At 69.9% G+C, this 16,842-nt stretch carries 15 protein-coding genes and 3 pseudogenes; 10 read left to right on the plus strand and 8 right to left on the minus strand.

Annotation, left to right across the window (positions count from 1 at the left end; translation table 11 throughout):
- On the plus strand, nt 1-2,393 hold a 2,393-nt coding region (locus F1643_RS13530), incomplete at its 5' end, for a TIGR02302 family protein (protein WP_194913707.1).
- Between the two features lie 27 nt (nt 2,394-2,420).
- Here F1643_RS13530 and gloB read toward each other — a convergent pair.
- Nucleotides 2,421-3,189, minus strand: a pseudogene (gene gloB, locus F1643_RS13535) (hydroxyacylglutathione hydrolase).
- A gap of 54 nt (nt 3,190-3,243) precedes the next feature.
- Here gloB and F1643_RS24790 point away from each other — a divergent pair.
- A pseudogene (locus F1643_RS24790) lies at nt 3,244-4,054 on the plus strand (class I SAM-dependent methyltransferase).
- Between the two features lie 348 nt (nt 4,055-4,402).
- Here F1643_RS24790 and F1643_RS21745 read toward each other — a convergent pair.
- A pseudogene (locus F1643_RS21745) lies at nt 4,403-5,200 on the minus strand (methyl-accepting chemotaxis protein); the annotation flags it as partial.
- A 194-nt stretch (nt 5,201-5,394) separates the two neighbouring features.
- Between F1643_RS21745 and F1643_RS13545 the strand changes: the two are divergent.
- On the plus strand, nt 5,395-5,955 hold the full coding sequence (locus F1643_RS13545; RefSeq protein WP_194913708.1) for an alpha/beta hydrolase: 561 nt from the start codon (nt 5,395-5,397) through the stop codon (nt 5,953-5,955).
- A gap of 77 nt (nt 5,956-6,032) precedes the next feature.
- Nucleotides 6,033-7,106: a 4-(cytidine 5'-diphospho)-2-C-methyl-D-erythritol kinase gene (locus tag F1643_RS13550; RefSeq protein ID WP_255542755.1), complete on the plus strand. Its 1,074-nt coding sequence runs from the start codon at nt 6,033-6,035 to the stop codon at nt 7,104-7,106.
- Here F1643_RS13550 and F1643_RS13555 read toward each other — a convergent pair.
- From F1643_RS13555 to F1643_RS13565, 4 genes are all read right to left on the minus strand, one after another.
- On the minus strand, nt 7,091-7,405 hold the full coding sequence (locus tag F1643_RS13555) for a hypothetical protein (protein WP_255542756.1): 315 nt from the start codon (nt 7,403-7,405) through the stop codon (nt 7,091-7,093). The genes F1643_RS13550 and F1643_RS13555 overlap by 16 nt on opposite strands.
- Nucleotides 7,406-7,410: 5 nt before the next feature.
- Complete coding sequence (locus F1643_RS13560; RefSeq protein ID WP_255542757.1) at nt 7,411-8,280, minus strand: ABC transporter substrate-binding protein; 870 nt, start codon at nt 8,278-8,280, stop codon at nt 7,411-7,413.
- Nucleotides 8,220-8,507: a hypothetical protein gene (locus F1643_RS23205; RefSeq protein WP_255542758.1), complete on the minus strand. Its 288-nt coding sequence runs from the start codon at nt 8,505-8,507 to the stop codon at nt 8,220-8,222. The genes F1643_RS13560 and F1643_RS23205 overlap by 61 nt, the downstream gene beginning before the upstream one ends.
- A 103-nt stretch (nt 8,508-8,610) precedes the next feature.
- Entirely contained in the window at nt 8,611-9,843 is a 1,233-nt protein-coding gene (locus F1643_RS13565) for a Bcr/CflA family multidrug efflux MFS transporter (protein ID WP_194913710.1), read from the minus strand.
- Between the two features lie 288 nt (nt 9,844-10,131).
- Between F1643_RS13565 and F1643_RS13570 the strand changes: the two genes are divergently transcribed.
- Nucleotides 10,132-11,139, plus strand: a complete 1,008-nt coding sequence (locus F1643_RS13570; protein ID WP_194913711.1) for a BMP family protein — start codon at nt 10,132-10,134, stop codon at nt 11,137-11,139.
- An 18-nt stretch (nt 11,140-11,157) separates the two neighbouring features.
- Here F1643_RS13570 and F1643_RS13575 read toward each other — a convergent pair whose 3' ends face one another.
- Entirely contained in the window at nt 11,158-12,345 is a 1,188-nt protein-coding gene (locus tag F1643_RS13575; RefSeq protein ID WP_255542759.1) for a pentapeptide repeat-containing protein, read from the minus strand.
- A gap of 285 nt (nt 12,346-12,630) precedes the next feature.
- Here F1643_RS13575 and msrB point away from each other — a divergent pair, with 285 nt between their 5' ends.
- From msrB to F1643_RS13590, 4 genes are all read left to right on the plus strand, one after another.
- Nucleotides 12,631-13,047 (plus strand): peptide-methionine (R)-S-oxide reductase MsrB, encoded by a 417-nt coding sequence (gene msrB / locus F1643_RS13580; protein WP_194913712.1) that lies wholly within the window; start codon nt 12,631-12,633, stop codon nt 13,045-13,047.
- A 241-nt stretch (nt 13,048-13,288) separates the two neighbouring features.
- Nucleotides 13,289-13,855, plus strand: a complete 567-nt coding sequence (locus F1643_RS13585) for a hypothetical protein (RefSeq protein WP_194913714.1) — start codon at nt 13,289-13,291, stop codon at nt 13,853-13,855.
- Nucleotides 13,856-13,868: 13 nt separating this feature from the next.
- Nucleotides 13,869-14,018 (plus strand): hypothetical protein, encoded by a 150-nt coding sequence (locus tag F1643_RS23210; protein ID WP_255542760.1) that lies wholly within the window; start codon nt 13,869-13,871, stop codon nt 14,016-14,018.
- A gap of 43 nt (nt 14,019-14,061) precedes the next feature.
- The gene (locus F1643_RS13590; RefSeq protein WP_255542761.1) at nt 14,062-14,496 is read left to right on the plus strand and encodes a hypothetical protein; all 435 of its coding nucleotides are present in this window, start codon (nt 14,062-14,064) and stop codon (nt 14,494-14,496) included.
- A gap of 20 nt (nt 14,497-14,516) precedes the next feature.
- On the opposite strand, the gene F1643_RS13595 is transcribed toward F1643_RS13590, so the two are convergent.
- On the minus strand, nt 14,517-15,212 hold the full coding sequence (locus F1643_RS13595) for a response regulator (RefSeq protein WP_194913716.1): 696 nt from the start codon (nt 15,210-15,212) through the stop codon (nt 14,517-14,519).
- Nucleotides 15,213-15,418: 206 nt separating this feature from the next.
- On the opposite strand from F1643_RS13595, the gene F1643_RS13600 reads away from it, so the two are divergent.
- A complete protein-coding gene (locus F1643_RS13600) occupies nt 15,419-16,840 on the plus strand; it encodes a PLP-dependent aminotransferase family protein (protein ID WP_194913718.1) in 1,422 nt (473 codons plus the stop codon).
- The last annotated feature ends 2 nt before the right edge of the window (nt 16,841-16,842 follow it).

A 16,842-nucleotide genomic window follows, 5' to 3' on the forward strand; every position in this document is an offset into this window, starting at 1 on the left:
TTCGCACCCCGGCCGAGGATGAGGCGCGACGGCGGCTGGAGCGCGACAGCGGCCTGGACCACCGTCCGCTGCACACCCTTCGCGACCGTCCGGCCGGCAACGACCCGATGGCCCAGGCCCTGTGGCGCCTGCACCAGGAGCGCGCCCGCGCCGCGATGCGCAGCCTCCGCGTCGCCTGGCCGGGGACCGAGGTGCCGTCGCATGACCGCTACGCCCTGCGGGCCCTCGTGATCCTGGCGCTGGTGGTGGCGGGGGCCGCCGCCTGGGGCGATTGGCGCCCGCGGGTGGCCGCCGCCCTGACCCCGCGGTTCGATGGCGGCTCCGCCACGGCCACGGCGACGCTCGATCTCTGGATCAACCCGCCCGAGTACACCGGCCTGCCGCCGGTCTTCCTGAAATCCGGCTCCACCGCCACACCAGCCGGCACGCCCGGACCTACGCCCCCCGGCCAGCAGCCGGCCGACCAGCCGGTCCAGGTTCCGCAGGGCAGCCTCGTGCTGGCCCGCGTCACCGGCGGCAACGGAACGCCCAGCCTGGAGGCCGGCGACCAGACCGGCCCGTTCGAGGCGGTGGATTCCGCCAATTTCCAGGTGCAACGGCCGGTGACCGGCGGCACCCGCATCTCCGTCACCCAGGGCGGCCGCACGCTCGGCTCCTGGCCGATCCAGGTGGTGCCGGACCGCGCGCCCATCATCGCCCATGCCAGCCCACCCTCGGCTGCGGAGCGCGGCGCCCTGAAGCTGGACTATGCCGCCCGCGACGATTACGGCCTGACCGAGGTGAAGGCGCAAATCCGCCTCGCCCCCGCCGTTCCGCCGGCAACCGACGCGGACAGGAAAGCCGCGGAGGAGAAGGCGGACGGCGCCGAGATGCTTGAGCTTCCGCTGTCGCTGCCCGGAATCCGCCCGAAGGAGGCGCACAGCACCGCCTTCCAGGACCTGACCGCCCACCCCTGGGCCGGCATGCCGGTGACCGTGCGCCTGACCGCCACCGACGGTGCCGGCCAGACCGGCCGGTCGGAGGACGCGGCGATCACCCTGCCGGAACGGACCTTCAACCACCCGGTCGCCCGCGCCATCGTGAACCAGCGCAAGATCCTGACCCGCAACCCGCAGGGTTCGCGGGTGCAGGTCGCCCGCGCGCTGGCCGAGATCTCCGCCCGGCCCGGCACCTATGGCGACGACATCGTCGCCTTCCTGTCGATGCGCACCGCCATCGCCCGGCTGATGCTGGATGAGAGCGCCGAGGCCATCCCCCCGCTGCAGCAGCTGATGTGGGAAACCGCGCTGCGCATCGAGGACGGCGGCCTGTCGTTGGCCGAGAAGGATCTGCGCGACGCCGAGAAGCGGCTGTCCGAGGCGCTGGACAAGAACGCATCGGACGAGGAGCTGAACCGCCTGATGGACGAGCTGCAGGCGGCGCTCGACAAGTTCCTGGACGCCATGGAACAGCGGATGATGGAAGCCCTGCAGCGCGGCGAGCAGCTGCCCATGGTTCCGCCGGAGATGGCCGACCAGATGACGGACCGCAACGACCTGCAGCAGATGCTCGACCAGATGCGCGAGATGGCGCAGACGGGATCGCGTGACGCCGCGCGCCAGATGCTGTCCCAGCTGCAGCAGATGCTGGAGAACATGCGCTCCGGCGCCATGGCCCAGATGAACCAGCAGAACGGCCAGCAGCAGAACCAGAACTGGGAGATGATGCAGCAGTTGCAGAAGCTGGCGCAGCAGCAGCAGCAGCTTCTGGACCAGAGCTTCCGCCAGTCGCAGGAGTCGATGGACCAGCAACAGCAGGGCCAGCAGGGCGAACAGCCGCGCAACCGCCAGCCCAACCAGCGCCGCAACCAGAACGGCCAACAGCAGAACGGCCAACAGAACCCCGGTAGCCCGACCCTGCAGAAGCAGGCCGAACAGCAGGAGGCCCTGCGCCGCCAGCTGGGCGAGCTGATGCGCCGCATGGGCGAGCAGCAGGGCGGCGAAATTCCCCAGCCGCTTGGCCGTGCCGAACGCGCCATGCGCGATGCCGCCCAGGCCCTGCAGCGGGGCGCCCCCGGCGCCGCCGTACCGTCGCAGACCGAAGCGATGGAACAGCTTCAGCAGGGGATGCAGGGCATGGCCGAACAGATGGCCCAGCAGATGATGATGGGCCAGGGACCGGCCATGATGGGCCAGCAAGGCCAGATGCCGCGCCAGAACGGCCGAGGCCGCGATCCGCTGGGCCGCCGCCCGTCCGGCTACGGCATGCAGGATTCCAACGACGTGAAGATCCCGGAACAGTCGGAGCTTCAGCGCGCCCGCGAAATCCTCGACGAGCTCCGCCGCCGCTCCGGCCAGTACGGCCGACCGCAGGAGGAACGCAACTACATCGACCGCCTGCTGAAGCAGTTCTGACCGGGACCTGCGGCCGAGCGACGGCTCCTACCCGCGGAAATGGTCCTTGCGGTGGCGGAGTTCGGTGAAGACGTCCACCGCCGGGGCGCCGGACATGCCGATGGCGGACTGGACGCCGGGGTCGTCGGCGCGCAGGAAGGGGTTGGTCCGGCGTTCCAGGCCGATGGTGGTCGGGATGGTCGGCTGGTTCCGCTCGCGCAATGCCGCGACTTCCTCCATGCGCTGCCGCAGGGCCGAATTGTCCGGGTCGACGGTCAGGGCGAAGCGGCCGTTGGACTGGGTGTATTCGTGGCCGCAATAGACGCGGGTCGAATCGGTCAGCGACCGCAGACCCTGCAGCGACTCCCACATCTGGGCCGGCGTGCCCTCGAACAGGCGGCCGCAGCCGAGCGAGAACAGGGTATCGCCGCTGAAACAGCGTCTCCGCCGCCTCGAACCAGAAGGCGATGTGGCCGCTGGTGTGGCCGGGAACGGCGATGACGCGGGCGGTTTGCTCCCCGAACACCGTGCGGTCGCCGTCGCCGAGCGCCACGTCGAGGTCGGGAATGCGGTGGGCGTCGGCGCGGGCGCCGATCACGGTGGCGCGGTGGCGGGTCTTCAACTCAGCCACGCCGCCGATATGGTCGTTGTGGTGGTGGGTCAGGAAGATGTGGCTCAGGGTCCAGCCGCGCCGCTCCAGCTCGGCCTGCACCGGGGCGGCGTCGCCGGGATCGACAACGCCGACCTTGCCGGATGCCGCGTCGCGCAGCACATAGATGTAATTGTCGGCGAAAGCCGGAACGAGAATGACCTCCACGGCAGCGGACTCCCTGCTGTTGCGATACGAAACCCGTGTTACGCTTGGGATACCATGTACACAGATATCGTCGATCTGAGGGAGTTCTACGAGTCCGGATTGGGCAGGACGGCCCAGCGGATGATCCGCCGCCGCATCCGCACCATCTGGCCGGACGTGCGCGACCAGATCGTGCTCGGCGTCGGCTATACCACTCCGTACCTGCGTCCCTTCATGGGCGAGGCGGACCGGGTGGTCGCCGTGATGCCGGCCAGCCAGGGCGTCAGCTTCTGGCCGGCGGAAGGGCCGGGCATGGTGGCGCTGGGCGACGAGGCCGACCTGCCCTTCGGCGACAACACCATCGACCGCGTCCTGCTGGTCCACGGGCTGGAGGGCACGGAACAGCTGCGGCCGATGATGCGCGAGATCTGGCGCGTGCTGGCCGGCGGCGGCCGGGTGCTGGCGGTGGTGCCGAACCGCCGCGGCCTGTGGGCGCGCGCCCGACTGGACGCCCTTCGGCCACGGCTTCCCCTATTCCGCCTCGCAGCTGAAGCAGGTGCTGCGCGACACCATGTTCGTGCCGGAACGCACCCGCCACGCCCTGTTCATCCCGCCGCTGCGCTCGCATTTCCTGCAGAAGACGGCGCCGGCCTGGGAAGAGGTCGGCGTGCGCTGGTTCAAGGCCTTCGCCGGGGTGACGATGATCGAGGCGTCGAAGCAGATCTTCGCCGGCGTGTCGCGCCGGGCGGCGCAGCAGCCGGTCAAGCGCCGGCTGATCGTGCCCCTGCCGGGCGGTGCGGCCCCCGCCGCGCGAAGCGGCAGCGCCCGCATCATCACCGGCCCGGGCGGCGACCCGGCGGACGGGCAACCCTACCCGCGGACCTGACGCAGGGCGTCGGACAACCGGCTGCCCAGCCCGCTGCCCAGGCTTCCCGCCCGCGCCGCGATGGTCTGGCTCAGCGTCGCCAGTTCGTCCAGCGTGCGCGTCACCTCGCCCAGCGTCTGTTCGGCGTCGCCGATCCGCTGTTCCGCCGCCATGGCGTCCCTGGCGGGAGCGGTCGAGCGAGCGCGCCACCTCGGCGGTCAGCGAGCCTGCTCGTCGATGGCGGCGGCGACGGTGCCGTTGATCGCCTGGATCGAGCCGATGGTGGAATGGATGCGGCCCCAGCGCCTCGTCCACCGCAGCGGTCTCCTTCTGGAGGTTGGCGACCTGATCGGCGATCTGCTTGGTGGCGTCGGCGGTCTGGCGCGACAGGGCCTTCACCTCGTTGGCGACGACGGCGAAACCGCGCCCGGCCTCGCCCGCGCGGGCCGCCTCGATGGTGGCGTTGAGCGCCAAAAGGTTGGTCTGGCTGGCGATGGCGTTGATCAGCTTCACCACGCTGGCGATCTGCTCCGCCGCCGAGCGCAGGGAGTTCATGACGGTGGTGGCGCGGTCGCTGTCGGACGCCGCAGCCAGGCTGATCTCCCGCGCCTTGCTGGTGTCGCCGGAGATCTGGTCGGAGGTGGAGGCCAGCCGGTCGAGCATGCCGGCGATGGCGCCGACCGACCCGTCGACGGCCCGCGCGGCACCGGCGGCATCGGCGGTCTGGCGCAGCCCCTCGGTCCCGGCGGTGCGGACGGAGGCGACCGCCGCGTCCAGCCGGCGCCCGGCATCGGCCAGATCGGCGGCCAGCCCGCCGACCTCCCGCTCCACCCGGTCGGACAGGTCGCGCATCAGGGCGACGCGGCGCGTCTCCGCCGTCTCGGCCCGCAGGGTCGCCACCGCCCAATGGCGGGCGAGCCGGGCGAAACGGCGGGCCTGATCGGCCGGTCCGGCAACGGCCAGCGCCCCCACCCGCTCCCCGTCCAGGTCGATGGCGATGGCGTATCCCTCGCGCATCGTCCCGCCCGACTTGGTCGCCTCCTCCCGGCTGACGGCACGTTCGTCCAGCCGCCGCGCGACGATGTCGGCCGCGGCCGGGTGGCCGGTACCGATCCGCTCGCGCGCGGTGGAGGCGGCGACGGTGCCGGCCTTGCCGATGAAGGACACGACGGCGTCCAGCTCACGGCCGATGGCATCGCAGAGATCCTGTGCGATGGTAGCGCTGATGTCCAAGGCGCTTCTCCCCTATCTTCGGTTGGTGCTTCCCGGCCCTGCCCCGCCCACCGGACGGAGAGCATCTGCCATGTTTTTGGTTGTCTTCCGACACTACACGCAACATTTACAAACGCAGAGTTGAAAGAATGACGCAGTCGACCGTTCTGGTTCTTCCCGGCCTGGGCAATTCCGGTCCGGGGCATTGGCAGAGCTGGCTGGAAGCCCGGCTGCCGGCGCTGAACCGCGTCGACCTCGGCGACTGGGACGCACCGGAGCCTGAGCGGTGGGTGGCGCGGCTCGACGCGGCGGTCCGCGCCGCAGCCCTCGCCGCACCGGGCCCGGTGGTCTTGGTCGCGCACAGCCTGTCCTGCATCCTGGTCGCGCGCTGGGCGGCGACATCCGACGCCGCGGACAAGGTGGCGGCGGCCCTGCTCGTCGCCCCGCCCGACGTCGAGTCGCCGGATCGCGTGCCGGCGGTCGTCCGCCGCTTCGCGCCGGTGCCGAGCGATCCGCTGCCCTTCACAGCCGTGATGGTCGGCAGCCGCAACGACCCCTACTGCTCCGCCGCCCGCGCCTGCGGCTTTGCCGCCCTGTGGGGCGCCGACTTCATCGATGCGGGCGAGGTCGGACACATCAACGACGACAGCGGCCACGGCCCCTGGCCGATGGGCGAGACTCTGCTGAAGGATCTGCTGGCGCAGCTGTGAAGCAACCCCTTGCCGCTGCGGGGGCAAGGGTGCGACACAGGGCGCGTCGTCGCGCGCCCGCCAGCGGATTGGAGCTTATGACCGGCATTCCCATCGTCGAGGCCGCCCCGGCCAAGCTGAACCTGTACCTGCATGTCACCGGCCGGCGCGCCGACGGCTATCACGAGCTCGACAGCCTCGTCGCCTTCGCCGAGCTCGGCGACGTCATCACCCTGACCGCGGGCGCCGCACGGGTGGCGCTGCGCGGCATCGATTTGCCGCCGGCCGGGCCGCGGCTGGCCATCGCCGGTCCCTTCGGCCCAGTGCTGATGGGCGAGAATCCGGCCGACAATCTGGTGATCCGCGCCGCTCATTCACTGGCCACCCGGCTGGGACGCCCGGCCGACGTGATGATCGCGCTGACCAAGGCGCTGCCGGTGGCGTCGGGCATCGGCGGCGGATCGGCCGATGCCGCCGCCTGCCTGCGGGCGCTGGCCCGCCTGTGGGGGGTGCCGGCCGACGATCCGGCACTGTTCGCGGTGGCCGCCGGGCTGGGCGCCGACGTGCCGGTCTGCGTCGCCGGACGCAGCTGCTATTTCGGCGGCATCGGCGACATGCTGGACGAGGCGCCGGAGTTGCCGGAAACCCATGTGGTGCTGGTCAACCCGAACCTGCCGGTGCCGACGCCGGCGGTGTTCAAGGCGATGGCCGCCGCAAGGGCGCAGAATGGCGCCCGCTTCTCCGCCCCCGCCCGCTTCACCCGCAAGCCGGCGGAGGCTTGTGATCTGGCCGCGCTGCTGCTGGAGCGGACCAACGACCTCACCGCCCCGGCCCTGACGGTCGCCCCGGTGATCGCCGACGTGCTGGCGGCGCTGGAGCGCAGCGCCGGTTGCCTGCTGCCCCGCCTGTCGGGCAGCGGCGCCACCTGCTTCGGCCTCTATGGCACGGCGCAGCAGGCGGAGGGTGCGGCGAAGGCCATTGCCGCAGCGGAGCCGGGCTGGTGGGTCAAGCCGACACGTCTGCGCCCCACCCCGCCCGACGCCCCGGCCCTGCCGCGCGGCATCGTCGCCGATCCTGTTGCCCGCCGCCCCGCCGCCGGCCGCTCCCTTCCCCGACACCGGCGGCTGGGGAGTCGGCTGACCGGGGGCGATGCGGCTCAGGCCCGCATGTAGCCCCAGCCCTCCGCCTGCGCCTCGGCGATGTCGAGGACGCCGGCGGGGACCACCGTCAGCCCTTGCGCCGACCGGCCGGTCTTCGCCAGCGTGTTGCCGCAGACGCGCAGAAGCCGGTCGGTCTCCGCATCCGGGCCGTCCAGAGCCGCGGCCACCGCACCGGCGTTCACCACGATCCGAACCTCGGCGTCCGGTCGCGCCTTCAGCAGGTTGCGGGCGTTGTTCCGCGCCCGTTCAAGCGCCGCCTGGGTGGGAGCATGGATGACCAGACGCAGGGGGCCGTTCGGGTGCGGGGTCATGGCCGTCATTTCCCCACGGCGGCGTCGTGGAAGGACAGGTCGAACAGCGCGTCCACGTCGACCGGCTCGGTGATCTGGCCCAATTTCTGCTGGAAAGCCTGCATCCGCTTGGTGGAGTCCAGGATCACCCTGGGGTCGTCGACGAAAGTCGTCGCGTCGGAGGTCAGCGCCGCCCGCATCACGTCGCGCTCGACCAGTCCCTTGCCGATGATCTCCGTCACCAGCTCCGCCGTGCGGTCGGGATTGGACTTGGCGAAGGCGGTCGCGCGGATGTGCAGCTTGACCAGATCGGCGACGGCGGCACGGTTGTTGGCGATGGCGTCCTCCGTCACCGCCAGGACGGCACCCGGCTGCTTGGGGAACATGGTGCCGGCCTTGGCGATGATGGCGGCGTCCGGTAGACGCGACTGAACCAGCGTCAGAATCGGCTCCAGGATCGAGGCACCGTCGATGGCGCCGGTCAGCAGCGCCTGCTGCAGGGGCTGCTCGCCCATGCCGACGATCTCGACATCGGCCGCACCGATCCCGGCAACCTCCGCCATCCAATAGCGCAGCACCGTGTCGGGCACCGAACCGGCCGGCAGCGAGCCGATCTTGGGCCGCCGGCCGTTGGCCGCGCGGAAGGCCTTGATCCCCTCCGCCGGGCTGGCGGCACCGGCCATCGCCTTGGCCAGCGGACCGCCGCCGATCAGCGCCACCTGATCGATGACGTTGGCGGCGACGACCTTCAGCTTCACCCCCTTCGACCGCGCGATCATCGCCGGGCCGATGCCGACATAGGCAACGTCCAGCGTCCCCGACGCCAGCGCCTGGATCATCGCCGGACCCGACTGGAAGCCGGTGGTCTGCAGGGCCAGCCCGGCATCCTTCGCCATCCCTCCCCCGTCAGCACATAGAGCTGGGTCATGGGGATGATCGGGATATAGCCGACACGCAGGGTCGTCGCGGCGAAGGCCGGAAGCGGCAGCGCCATCGCGGCACCGGCGGCGGCGGCGCCCAATGCCGCGGCACCCAATACGGCGGCACCCAATACGGCGGCACCGGCCAGCAGCCGGCGGCGGGCGATGGGAAGGGTGGTGTTGGAACGGCTGGTCGTCGGCATTGCGGTCTCCCTTTGCCGGGCAAAGCTAGCCTGCCCGGCCGGGAAACTCAATTCACAACATCCTCAAATGACGCATCCCGGTATTCCACAAAAGGATTCTGTCTTACTGTTCGCCATGCTGCCGGCGACGGACGGGTCTGATCAGCCACAGGTTCAGCACCAAGCTGACCAGGGCCGCGCCGCCGATCACCGCCGCCATCGGCAAGGCGGTGCCGTTGGCCATCAGCCCGACCGCCCAGCCCGATGCCGCGCCGATGCTGAACTGCATCATGCCCGCAAGCGCAGACGCCGTGCCGGCCATCTGCGGGAAGGACTGCAGCGCCCCGGCCATGGAGTTGGCGAAACAGAAGCCGGTCAGCGACATGAACAGGAACAGGCAGCCGACCAGCCCCCACAAGCCTCCCCAGCCGCTCGCCACGACGACGACCAGCAGGATCCCGCTCGCCGCCGAAAGCCAGACACCGGTCCGCAGCATCACGTCGGACCCGAAGTGCATCACCGCGCGGCTGTTCAGCGTGTTGACGATGATCATGCCGACGATGTTCAGCCCGAACAGAAAGCCGTAATTCTCCGGCTGCACCCCGAACAGCTCGATGTAGACGAAGGGCGAGCCGGAGATGAAGGCGAACATCCCCGCATAGATGAAGGACGATCCGACCGCATAGCCGAGATAGCGGCGGTTGGTCAGCAGCTTGCGGTAGGACTCCGCCAGCACCCCCGGGCGCAGGCTGGTGCGCCGCGTTTCAGGGTGGGTTTCCGGCAGTGTGGCGAGCGCCAGCATGGCGATGACGCCGAAGATCGCCTGCGCCCAGAAGATCCAGCGCCAGTTCGCCCAGATCAGGATCTGCCCGCCGATCAGCGGGGCGATGATCGGGGCGGCGCCCATCACCAGCATCATCATCGACAACACGCTGGCGGCGCGGTCGCGTTCGAACACATCGCGGATCATGGCGCGGACCAGCACCGGCCCGGCGCAGGCCCCAACCGCCTGGACGAAGCGCCACGCCGCCAGATGGCCGACATCGGTCGTCAGCGAGCAACCGACGCAGCCCACGGCGTAAAGCAGGATGCCGGTCGCCACCGGGATCCGCCGGCCGAACCGGTCGCTCAACGCCCCCCACAGCAGTTGCCCGACGCCGAAGCCCAGGAAGAAGGCGGACAGCGTCCATTGCACCTGATCCTGCGGCGCATGCAGGTCGCGCCCGATTTGCGGCATGCCGGGCAGATACATGTCGGTGCCCATCGGACCGAACGACATCAGCACGCCCAGCGCCGCGATGAAGAAGGGGCTTTCGGCAGGCAAACGGGAACGGACGGCGGCGAGGCGCGCGAGCATCAGTAAATCCGAATAAGGAGGGATGGGGAATCGGCCGGACGGAATCCGCAGCCTTTAAGCTGATCCGTCACCCGCCTTGCGCAAAGTCCCGTCTCGTCATGGCTGCCCTGATCGGCGTGCGACGAGCCGGACCCGCGACAATCCGGACTTTGGCCGGTTTGCCGCCCGATCCCTGGATGCGGCAATTCAGCCGCGGCTTGCGGCGCAACAAAATCCTGGTTCCGGCGGCGGGCCCGTGTCTAAAATTGAGTCCGCATACCGGGATTTCCACCCAGCGGAGGCAGCGTCATGCCGCACCCCAACCGCCGGTCGGTCCTGTCCTGCGCCGCCGCCGGGGCCGCCGCCGGGGCCACCCTATCCCTGCTGCCGCGACACCCGCGGGCGGCGGACATCCGGCCGGGGCTGGTCTATGCGGCGGGCCAGAAATTCGACAAGAGCTTCAACGAAGGCGCCTTTGCCGGAGCGGAGCGGTTCAAGGCGGCCAGCGGAATTCCGGTGGTCGAGTTTCTGCCGTCCAATCCGGCGCAGTTCGGCCAGGGGGTGGCATCGCTGTTGCGGCGCGGTGTGACCGATCTGGTCGCCATCGGCTTCTACTATGCGACGCCGCTGGCCCGGCTGGCCCCGGCGCACCCGGCCGTGCGCTTCACCCTGGTCGATGCGGTGGCGGAGGCGCCGAACATCCGCTGCGTCACCTTCAAGGAACAGGAGGGCGCCTTCCTGGTCGGCGTGCTGGCGGCGCTGGCGTCGAAGAGCGGGACCGTCGGATTCGTCGGCGCCGTGGACATCCCGCTGATCCGCAAATTCATCGCCGGCTTCGAACAGGGCGCGCGCCATGCCCGCGGCGACATCCGGGTGGTGGTGAACTTCGTCGGCACCACGCCAGCCGCCTTCAACGACCCCACCGCCGGAGCGGAGGTGGCCCGCAGCCAGTTCCAGCGCGGGGCCGACGTGGTCTTCGCCGGGGCGGGCGTGTCGAATTTCGGCATCTTCGCCGCGGCGAGCGAGGCGCGTCGGCTGGCCATCGGCGTCGACAGCAACCAGAACTACCTCTATCCCGGCTCCATCCTCACCTCCATGCTGAAGCGGGTCGATCTGGCGGTGGACTCGACCTTCCAGGCGGCGCTCCAGGGGCGGTGGAGCGCCGGCACGGTGGCGCTGGGGCTGGCCGAGGGCGCCGTCGATTACGCGGTGGACGAAAACAACCGGGAGCTTCTGACCCCCGCCATGCTGGACGCGGCGGAGGCGGCCCGCCGCGCCATCGTCGCCGGCCGCATTCCCGTTGCGGATGGCAGCTGAATAGAAGTCGGGGCAGGCTCAGGCCGGCGCCTCGCAAGGCTGCCATCCACGGGCGGCGGACAGGTCGGCGCCCTTAAGCGTGGCGAAACTGGTCTTGATCGCCGTCAGGTCGGTGCCGCGCAGCACCACCCCGGCAAGGCTGGCGTCGCGCAGGTCGGCGCCGGTCAGCCGCGCCTTGGCGAAACTGGTCGGCCACAGGCGGCTGCCGTCGCCGCTGAGATCCACCTTGCGGAACTTGGCCCGCCACAGCTTGGCGCCGGCCAGATTGGCGCCTTCCAAATTGCAGCCGGACAGGTCGGCGCTGGTGAAGTCGGCATCACGCAGGTCGCTGTAGGACAGGTCGGCCATCATCAGCTTGGCGCCGGAAAAGTCCGCCCCGCGCAGACCGCTGAAGCGCATCACCGCCCCGCACAGCAGCTGGTTGGCAAAATTGTAGCCGCGCAGGTCGATGCGCTGCAGCTGGATGCGCTCGCCGCCCTTCCCCAGCTTCTCCACCCAAATCTGATGCTCGGCGATCAGGTCGGTCATCCGCGCCGCGGTGGTGGTCAGGCCGGTTCCGTCCACATCGACGCCGTGCCGCTCCAGCGCCACCCGCAATTCCTCGTGCAGGCGGGCGCCGCACATCAGCACGCCGTCCAGCGTGGCCTTGCGCATGGTGGCCCCGGTCAGATCCGCCCCGATCAGGATGGCGCCGCTGAGGTCGCTGCCGCTGAGATCGGTGCCCGTCAGGTCGCTGCCGCTGAAATCGCACTGCGCCATCCGGCAATCGGTCAGGACCGCCTGCGTCAGGCTGCAGCCGACGAAGGTCGTGGTTCCGTCGCTGTTGCCGGCCGCCCGGAATTCACCCGCGTCCAGCACCATGCCACGGCGCAGGTCGGCGCCCTGCAGGTTGGCGTTCTGCAGCTTCGCACCGTCGACCCTGGCCCCGCGCAGATCGGCGCCCTGCAACTGCGCGCCGGTCAAATCGGCCTTCGACAGGTCGGCGCCGTAGAGATCGGCCTTCGACAGCACGGTGCCGACCATCCGCGCCCGCGCCAGACTGGCGCCCGTCATCTTGGCGCCCGACAGGTTGACGCGGTTGAGGCCCAGCCCGCCCAGATCGTAAAAGCTGAGATTGGCGCGGCGCCCCCCGTCCGGCCGGGTCGCGCAGCAGCCATTGCTGGTGCCGCACCAACGCGTCGCGAACCGCCCGAAGGTAGCGTTCATCCGTCATGCGGCGCGTCGATGCCCCGGCATTGCCGTCCCGGACACGCTGTCCCGGACTGTTGGCAAGCGGGATGTTACCGAAACCGATTCAATTTCGAAAGGCATGTCCCTTCGAACCTTCGCCAGACCGGCAAGATTCTTTTGTCGCAGCCTCAGATCCGGTCCGGCATAGGACCGCCGCCGTCACAGCCGCGTGATCGCCCTCCCGACCCGCTTGGGCCGGCGGCAAGTCCGACCAATATAGTGGGTCTGGAACACCGACCACCACCAACGGAGACCGGCGGCATGCCCGAATCGGACAAGACCAACACGGCCAAGAGCGAACAGGACTGGAGGCAGGAGTTGTCGCCCAATCAGTTCAAGGTTCTGCGCGAACACGCGACCGAGTATCCCGGCACCAGCCCGCTCAACGACGAGAAGCGCCAGGGCGTCTATCGCTGCGCCGGCTGCGGGCAGCCCCTCTATGCCAGCGACACCAAATACGAGAGCGGGTCGGGCTGGCCCAGCTTCTGGGAGCCGATTCCCGGAGCGGTGGAGACCTCCACCGACTACAAGTTGGCCTATCCGCGGACCGAGGTTCATTGCGCCAGCTGCAAAGGCCATCTCGGCCATGTCTTCGATGACGGGCCGCAGCCGACAGGGAAGCGCTACTGCATGAACGGTATCGCCATGACTTTCGCGCCCTCGGAAAAGTCCGGCTGACCCGCAGAACTATGACCGGGCGCCGGAGTCCTTTGCCTGATCGGCGTCTGGTCATAAACCCTCCCAAAAAAGGCGGGTTTACCCCTAATTGAGCTAAAAATGACAACCTTGGCGCAGAGCGCGATGGTATGATCGGGGCCCGTGCGGCGGGTTGTCGCGAGGGCATCGCGACCCTCCGCCGTCCATGGCACCATGCGTCGTCGAAGCGGCGCGGGCATTCGGTGCGGCTGGCGGAGGGCGAATGGTCATTTCGGCCGAGTTCCTGGGGATGCTGCTTCTGATCACCAGCGCCCGCCGCGCTTGGTCTGTCGATCGTGGGTCGATGTCGGCCGCGTCAAGCGCCGAAAAGGCGCGCGAGGCGATGAACCAGAGACAGTACGACAAGAAGCGCGCCGCGCTGGCCGAATGGCGCCAGAAGACGGAGCGCAAGCGCGTCGACGTCACCACCCTGCAAGCCCGCCTGACCGAATTTAACGGCCGCCGCCAGAAGGCGCTGACCGAGTTGCGGGCGCTGGAATTCTCCAAGATCGAACTGGTGCACGAACTGGGCGAGCAGGACTCCGACGGCGACGTCTACTGGGCGCAGTTGGCGGTCGGCCCCAATTTCAACGAGCTGGATCGCAAGGACATCGTCTTTTCGCGCCAGATCTGGGAATACCGCAACGTCGCGCACATCACGGCGCCGTCGGCCGAACAGGCGCACGGCACCGTGCGGACCAGCTTTTCCCAGCGCAACGGACTGATCAGTTCGCCGGTTGTGCCGCTGGCACTGGCCCCCGATCCCGAGGCCGAGGCGACCGCAGCATGATGGGAACGGCCTGATGACCGGCATGATGCTGTATTTCGCGCTTGGCCTGATGGTGCTGACCGTCCTGTCCAACCGCTACTGGCGCCGCCAGCTGACCCTGACCCGGATCGCCATGTCCAAGTTGAAGGAGAGGGTGGACGACGTGGACCAAGGAGGTCGCTGACGTCGCCTCCGACTATGCCCAGCTGGCCCACCACCATGCGGACATGGAAAAGCGCGTCCAGAAGGCGGAAATCGACATGCAGGCCGCCATCCTGGAGCTGGACCAGAAGAAGGGCGCCGCCATGCAGCGCTACTTCGTGTTCGACCGGAACGAGCCGCGCCCCGGCCGCTTCTGGGAGGTCGCCGTGCGCTTCCACCCGACCGCGGTCAGCTTCGCCGATCAGCGCGGCCATCGCGGCTGGTCCGGCATCCGCCGCTTCCTGCTGATCGCCGACGGCGAACGGGACGCGCGCGAGCGGGTGGCCGCCCGTTACCCCCGCAAGGCCGGCTTCGAGATCCTGGAGGTTGCCGGCTGCCGCCTGAACGGGCTGACGGTCAACCGCATTTCCGAACTCAGCACCTTCCGCAAGCCCGGCAAGCCGGAGGAGGACGCCGCTGCCGCCCGTCCGCAGCGCCGGACCTCGCCCGCCCAATCCTGACTTGAGCGCGATGGACGCGATCAGTCCACCGCAGCCTGGAACATGTACCCCATGCCATGGACGGTGACGATGCGGGTCGGGTCGGCAGGGTCGGGCTCCACCACCCGGCGCAGGCGGCGGACCAGCCGGTCGATGGAGCGGTCGTAGGGCACCGAGTCGCCCCGCAGCGTCAGGTCCAGCAGATCGTCGCGGCTCAGCACCCGCCCCGGATTCTCGACGAAGGCGGTCAGCAGTTCGAATTCGGCCGAGGTCAGGCGCGCATCCTCGCCGCCGGGATCGCGCAGTCGGCGCTTGTCGAGATGCAGTTCCCACCCGTCGAACCGCTTCACCCGTCCGCCCGCCGGCCGGGTCGGCTTGGCGATGCGGCGCAGGAGGCTGCGGGTGCGGGCCAGGATCTCGCGCGGTTCGAACGGCTTGGTGATGTAGTCGTCGGCACCCAGTTCCAGCCCGATCAGCCGGTCCATCCGGTCGGAGCGGCCGGTGATCAGGATGATGCCGATGTTGGAGGTGGCCCGCAGTTCCCGCGTCACCGCCAGCCCGTCCTTGCCGGGAAGCCGGATATCCAGCAGCAGCAGGTCGATCCGCCCGCGCGCCAGCAGCGCCGACAGCTGATCGCCGTCGCGCGCCAGCATCACCCGATACCCCTCGCCTTCCAGATAGGCCTTCAGGGTCTCGCGGGTGATGGGATCGTCGTCGACCACCGCGATGGTGTTCATTGTCCCCCGTGACGGAGTCCTATGGTCGGCGGATTGTCTGCCGGCCTCTCATACCAAAGCTATCGGTTCCGCCAACCGGATACAAGGTGGAGCATACGGGTCCTCCCAAGCGGCATCCGCTGATTGTGCGACGCACCGAGGTGCTGCCAATGGGGACAATCGCGCCGAACTTGCCAGATGGTGGGGACAATGCCACATTTGTACTCATGACAAATTGGACCCCGAACCTGGAGGGCCGCGCCGGCCCGCTCTATCGCGTCATCGCCGATGCGCTGGCCGACGACATCGCGGAGGGCGCGCTGGCGGTCGGCACCCGCCTGCCCACCCACCGCGACCTCGCCTTCCGCCTCGGCGTCACGGTGGGAACGGTGACGCGCGCCTATACGGAAGCGGAAAAGCGCGGCCTGATCGGCGGCGAGGTCGGCCGCGGCACCTTCGTGCAAGGTCAGCGCCCGCCGGCGACACCCCTGCCGCTCGGCTGGCCGCCGGCCGGAGAATCGTCCGCCGGGGAGACGGGCAACGGCTCCGCCATCGTCAACATGACGACGGTCCACCCAGAACATGCCGTCGCGGTGCAGGCCTTCGGCCAGACGCTTGCGGCCATCGGCACCTCCGGCCGCGCGGCGGCGCTGATCGGCTACGGCCCGCATGCCGGGCTGCCCGACCATCGCGCCGCCGCCGCCGCCTGGCTGGAGCGCCAGCACCGGGTGCAGGCGACGCCCGACTCGGTGCTGCTCACCACCGGGGCGCAGAACGCGCTGGCGGTGGCGCTGGCCGCCGTCGCCCGCCCCGGCGACGTCATCCTGGCGGAACGGCTGACCAACATCGGCACCAAGGCGCTGGCGGCCACCCAGGGCTACCATCTGGAAGGTGTCGCCATCGACGAGCATGGGCTGGTGCCCGACGCCTTCGACAGCGCCTGCCGGCGGCTGGGGCCGAAGGCGGTCTATCTGGTGCCGACCCTGCAGAACCCGACGGCGGTGGTGATGCCCGCCGCCCGCCGCCGCGAGATCGCGGAGATCGCCCGCCGCCATGGCGTGATCCTGATCGAGGACGACGTGTTCGGCTTCATGGAGCCCGACGCCCGGCCGATCCAGACCATCGCCCCCGACATCACCCTGTATGTGTCGAGCGTGTCCAAGAGCTTGGCCGCCGGGCTGCGGCTGGGCTTCGTCGTCGCCCCGGCGGAGCTGCGCTCCCGCGTCGAGACGGCCATCCGCGCCCTGCAATATTCCGCCCCCGCTCTGCCGGCGGAGGTGGTGGCGCGCTGGATCCAGGACGGCACCGCCGACCGCATCGTCGCCACCCAGCGGGAGGAGGATCTGGCCCGTCAGCGGCTTGCCCGCTCCATCCTGCCGGCCGGGACCGTCTACGGCAGTTCGGCGGGACAGCATCTGTGGCTGGTCCTTCCGGAGCCCTGGCGGCGCGAGGATTTCGTCGGCGAGGCGCGCCGCCGCGGCGTGATCGTCACCGGCGCCGACGCCTTCGCCGTGGGCCGCGCCAGCGCCCCCCATGCGGTGCGCGTGGGGTTGTGCATGCCGCGCAGCCGCGACGAGGCCGCGCGCGGCCTGCGTGCGCTGGCCGATACGCTGGACGCACCGGCGGCGGCGATGCTGTCGATCGTGTAGGG

This window comes from Azospirillum sp. INR13 (genome assembly GCF_015390205.1).
In the GTDB taxonomy this organism is placed as follows: Bacteria; Pseudomonadota; Alphaproteobacteria; order Azospirillales; family Azospirillaceae; genus Azospirillum.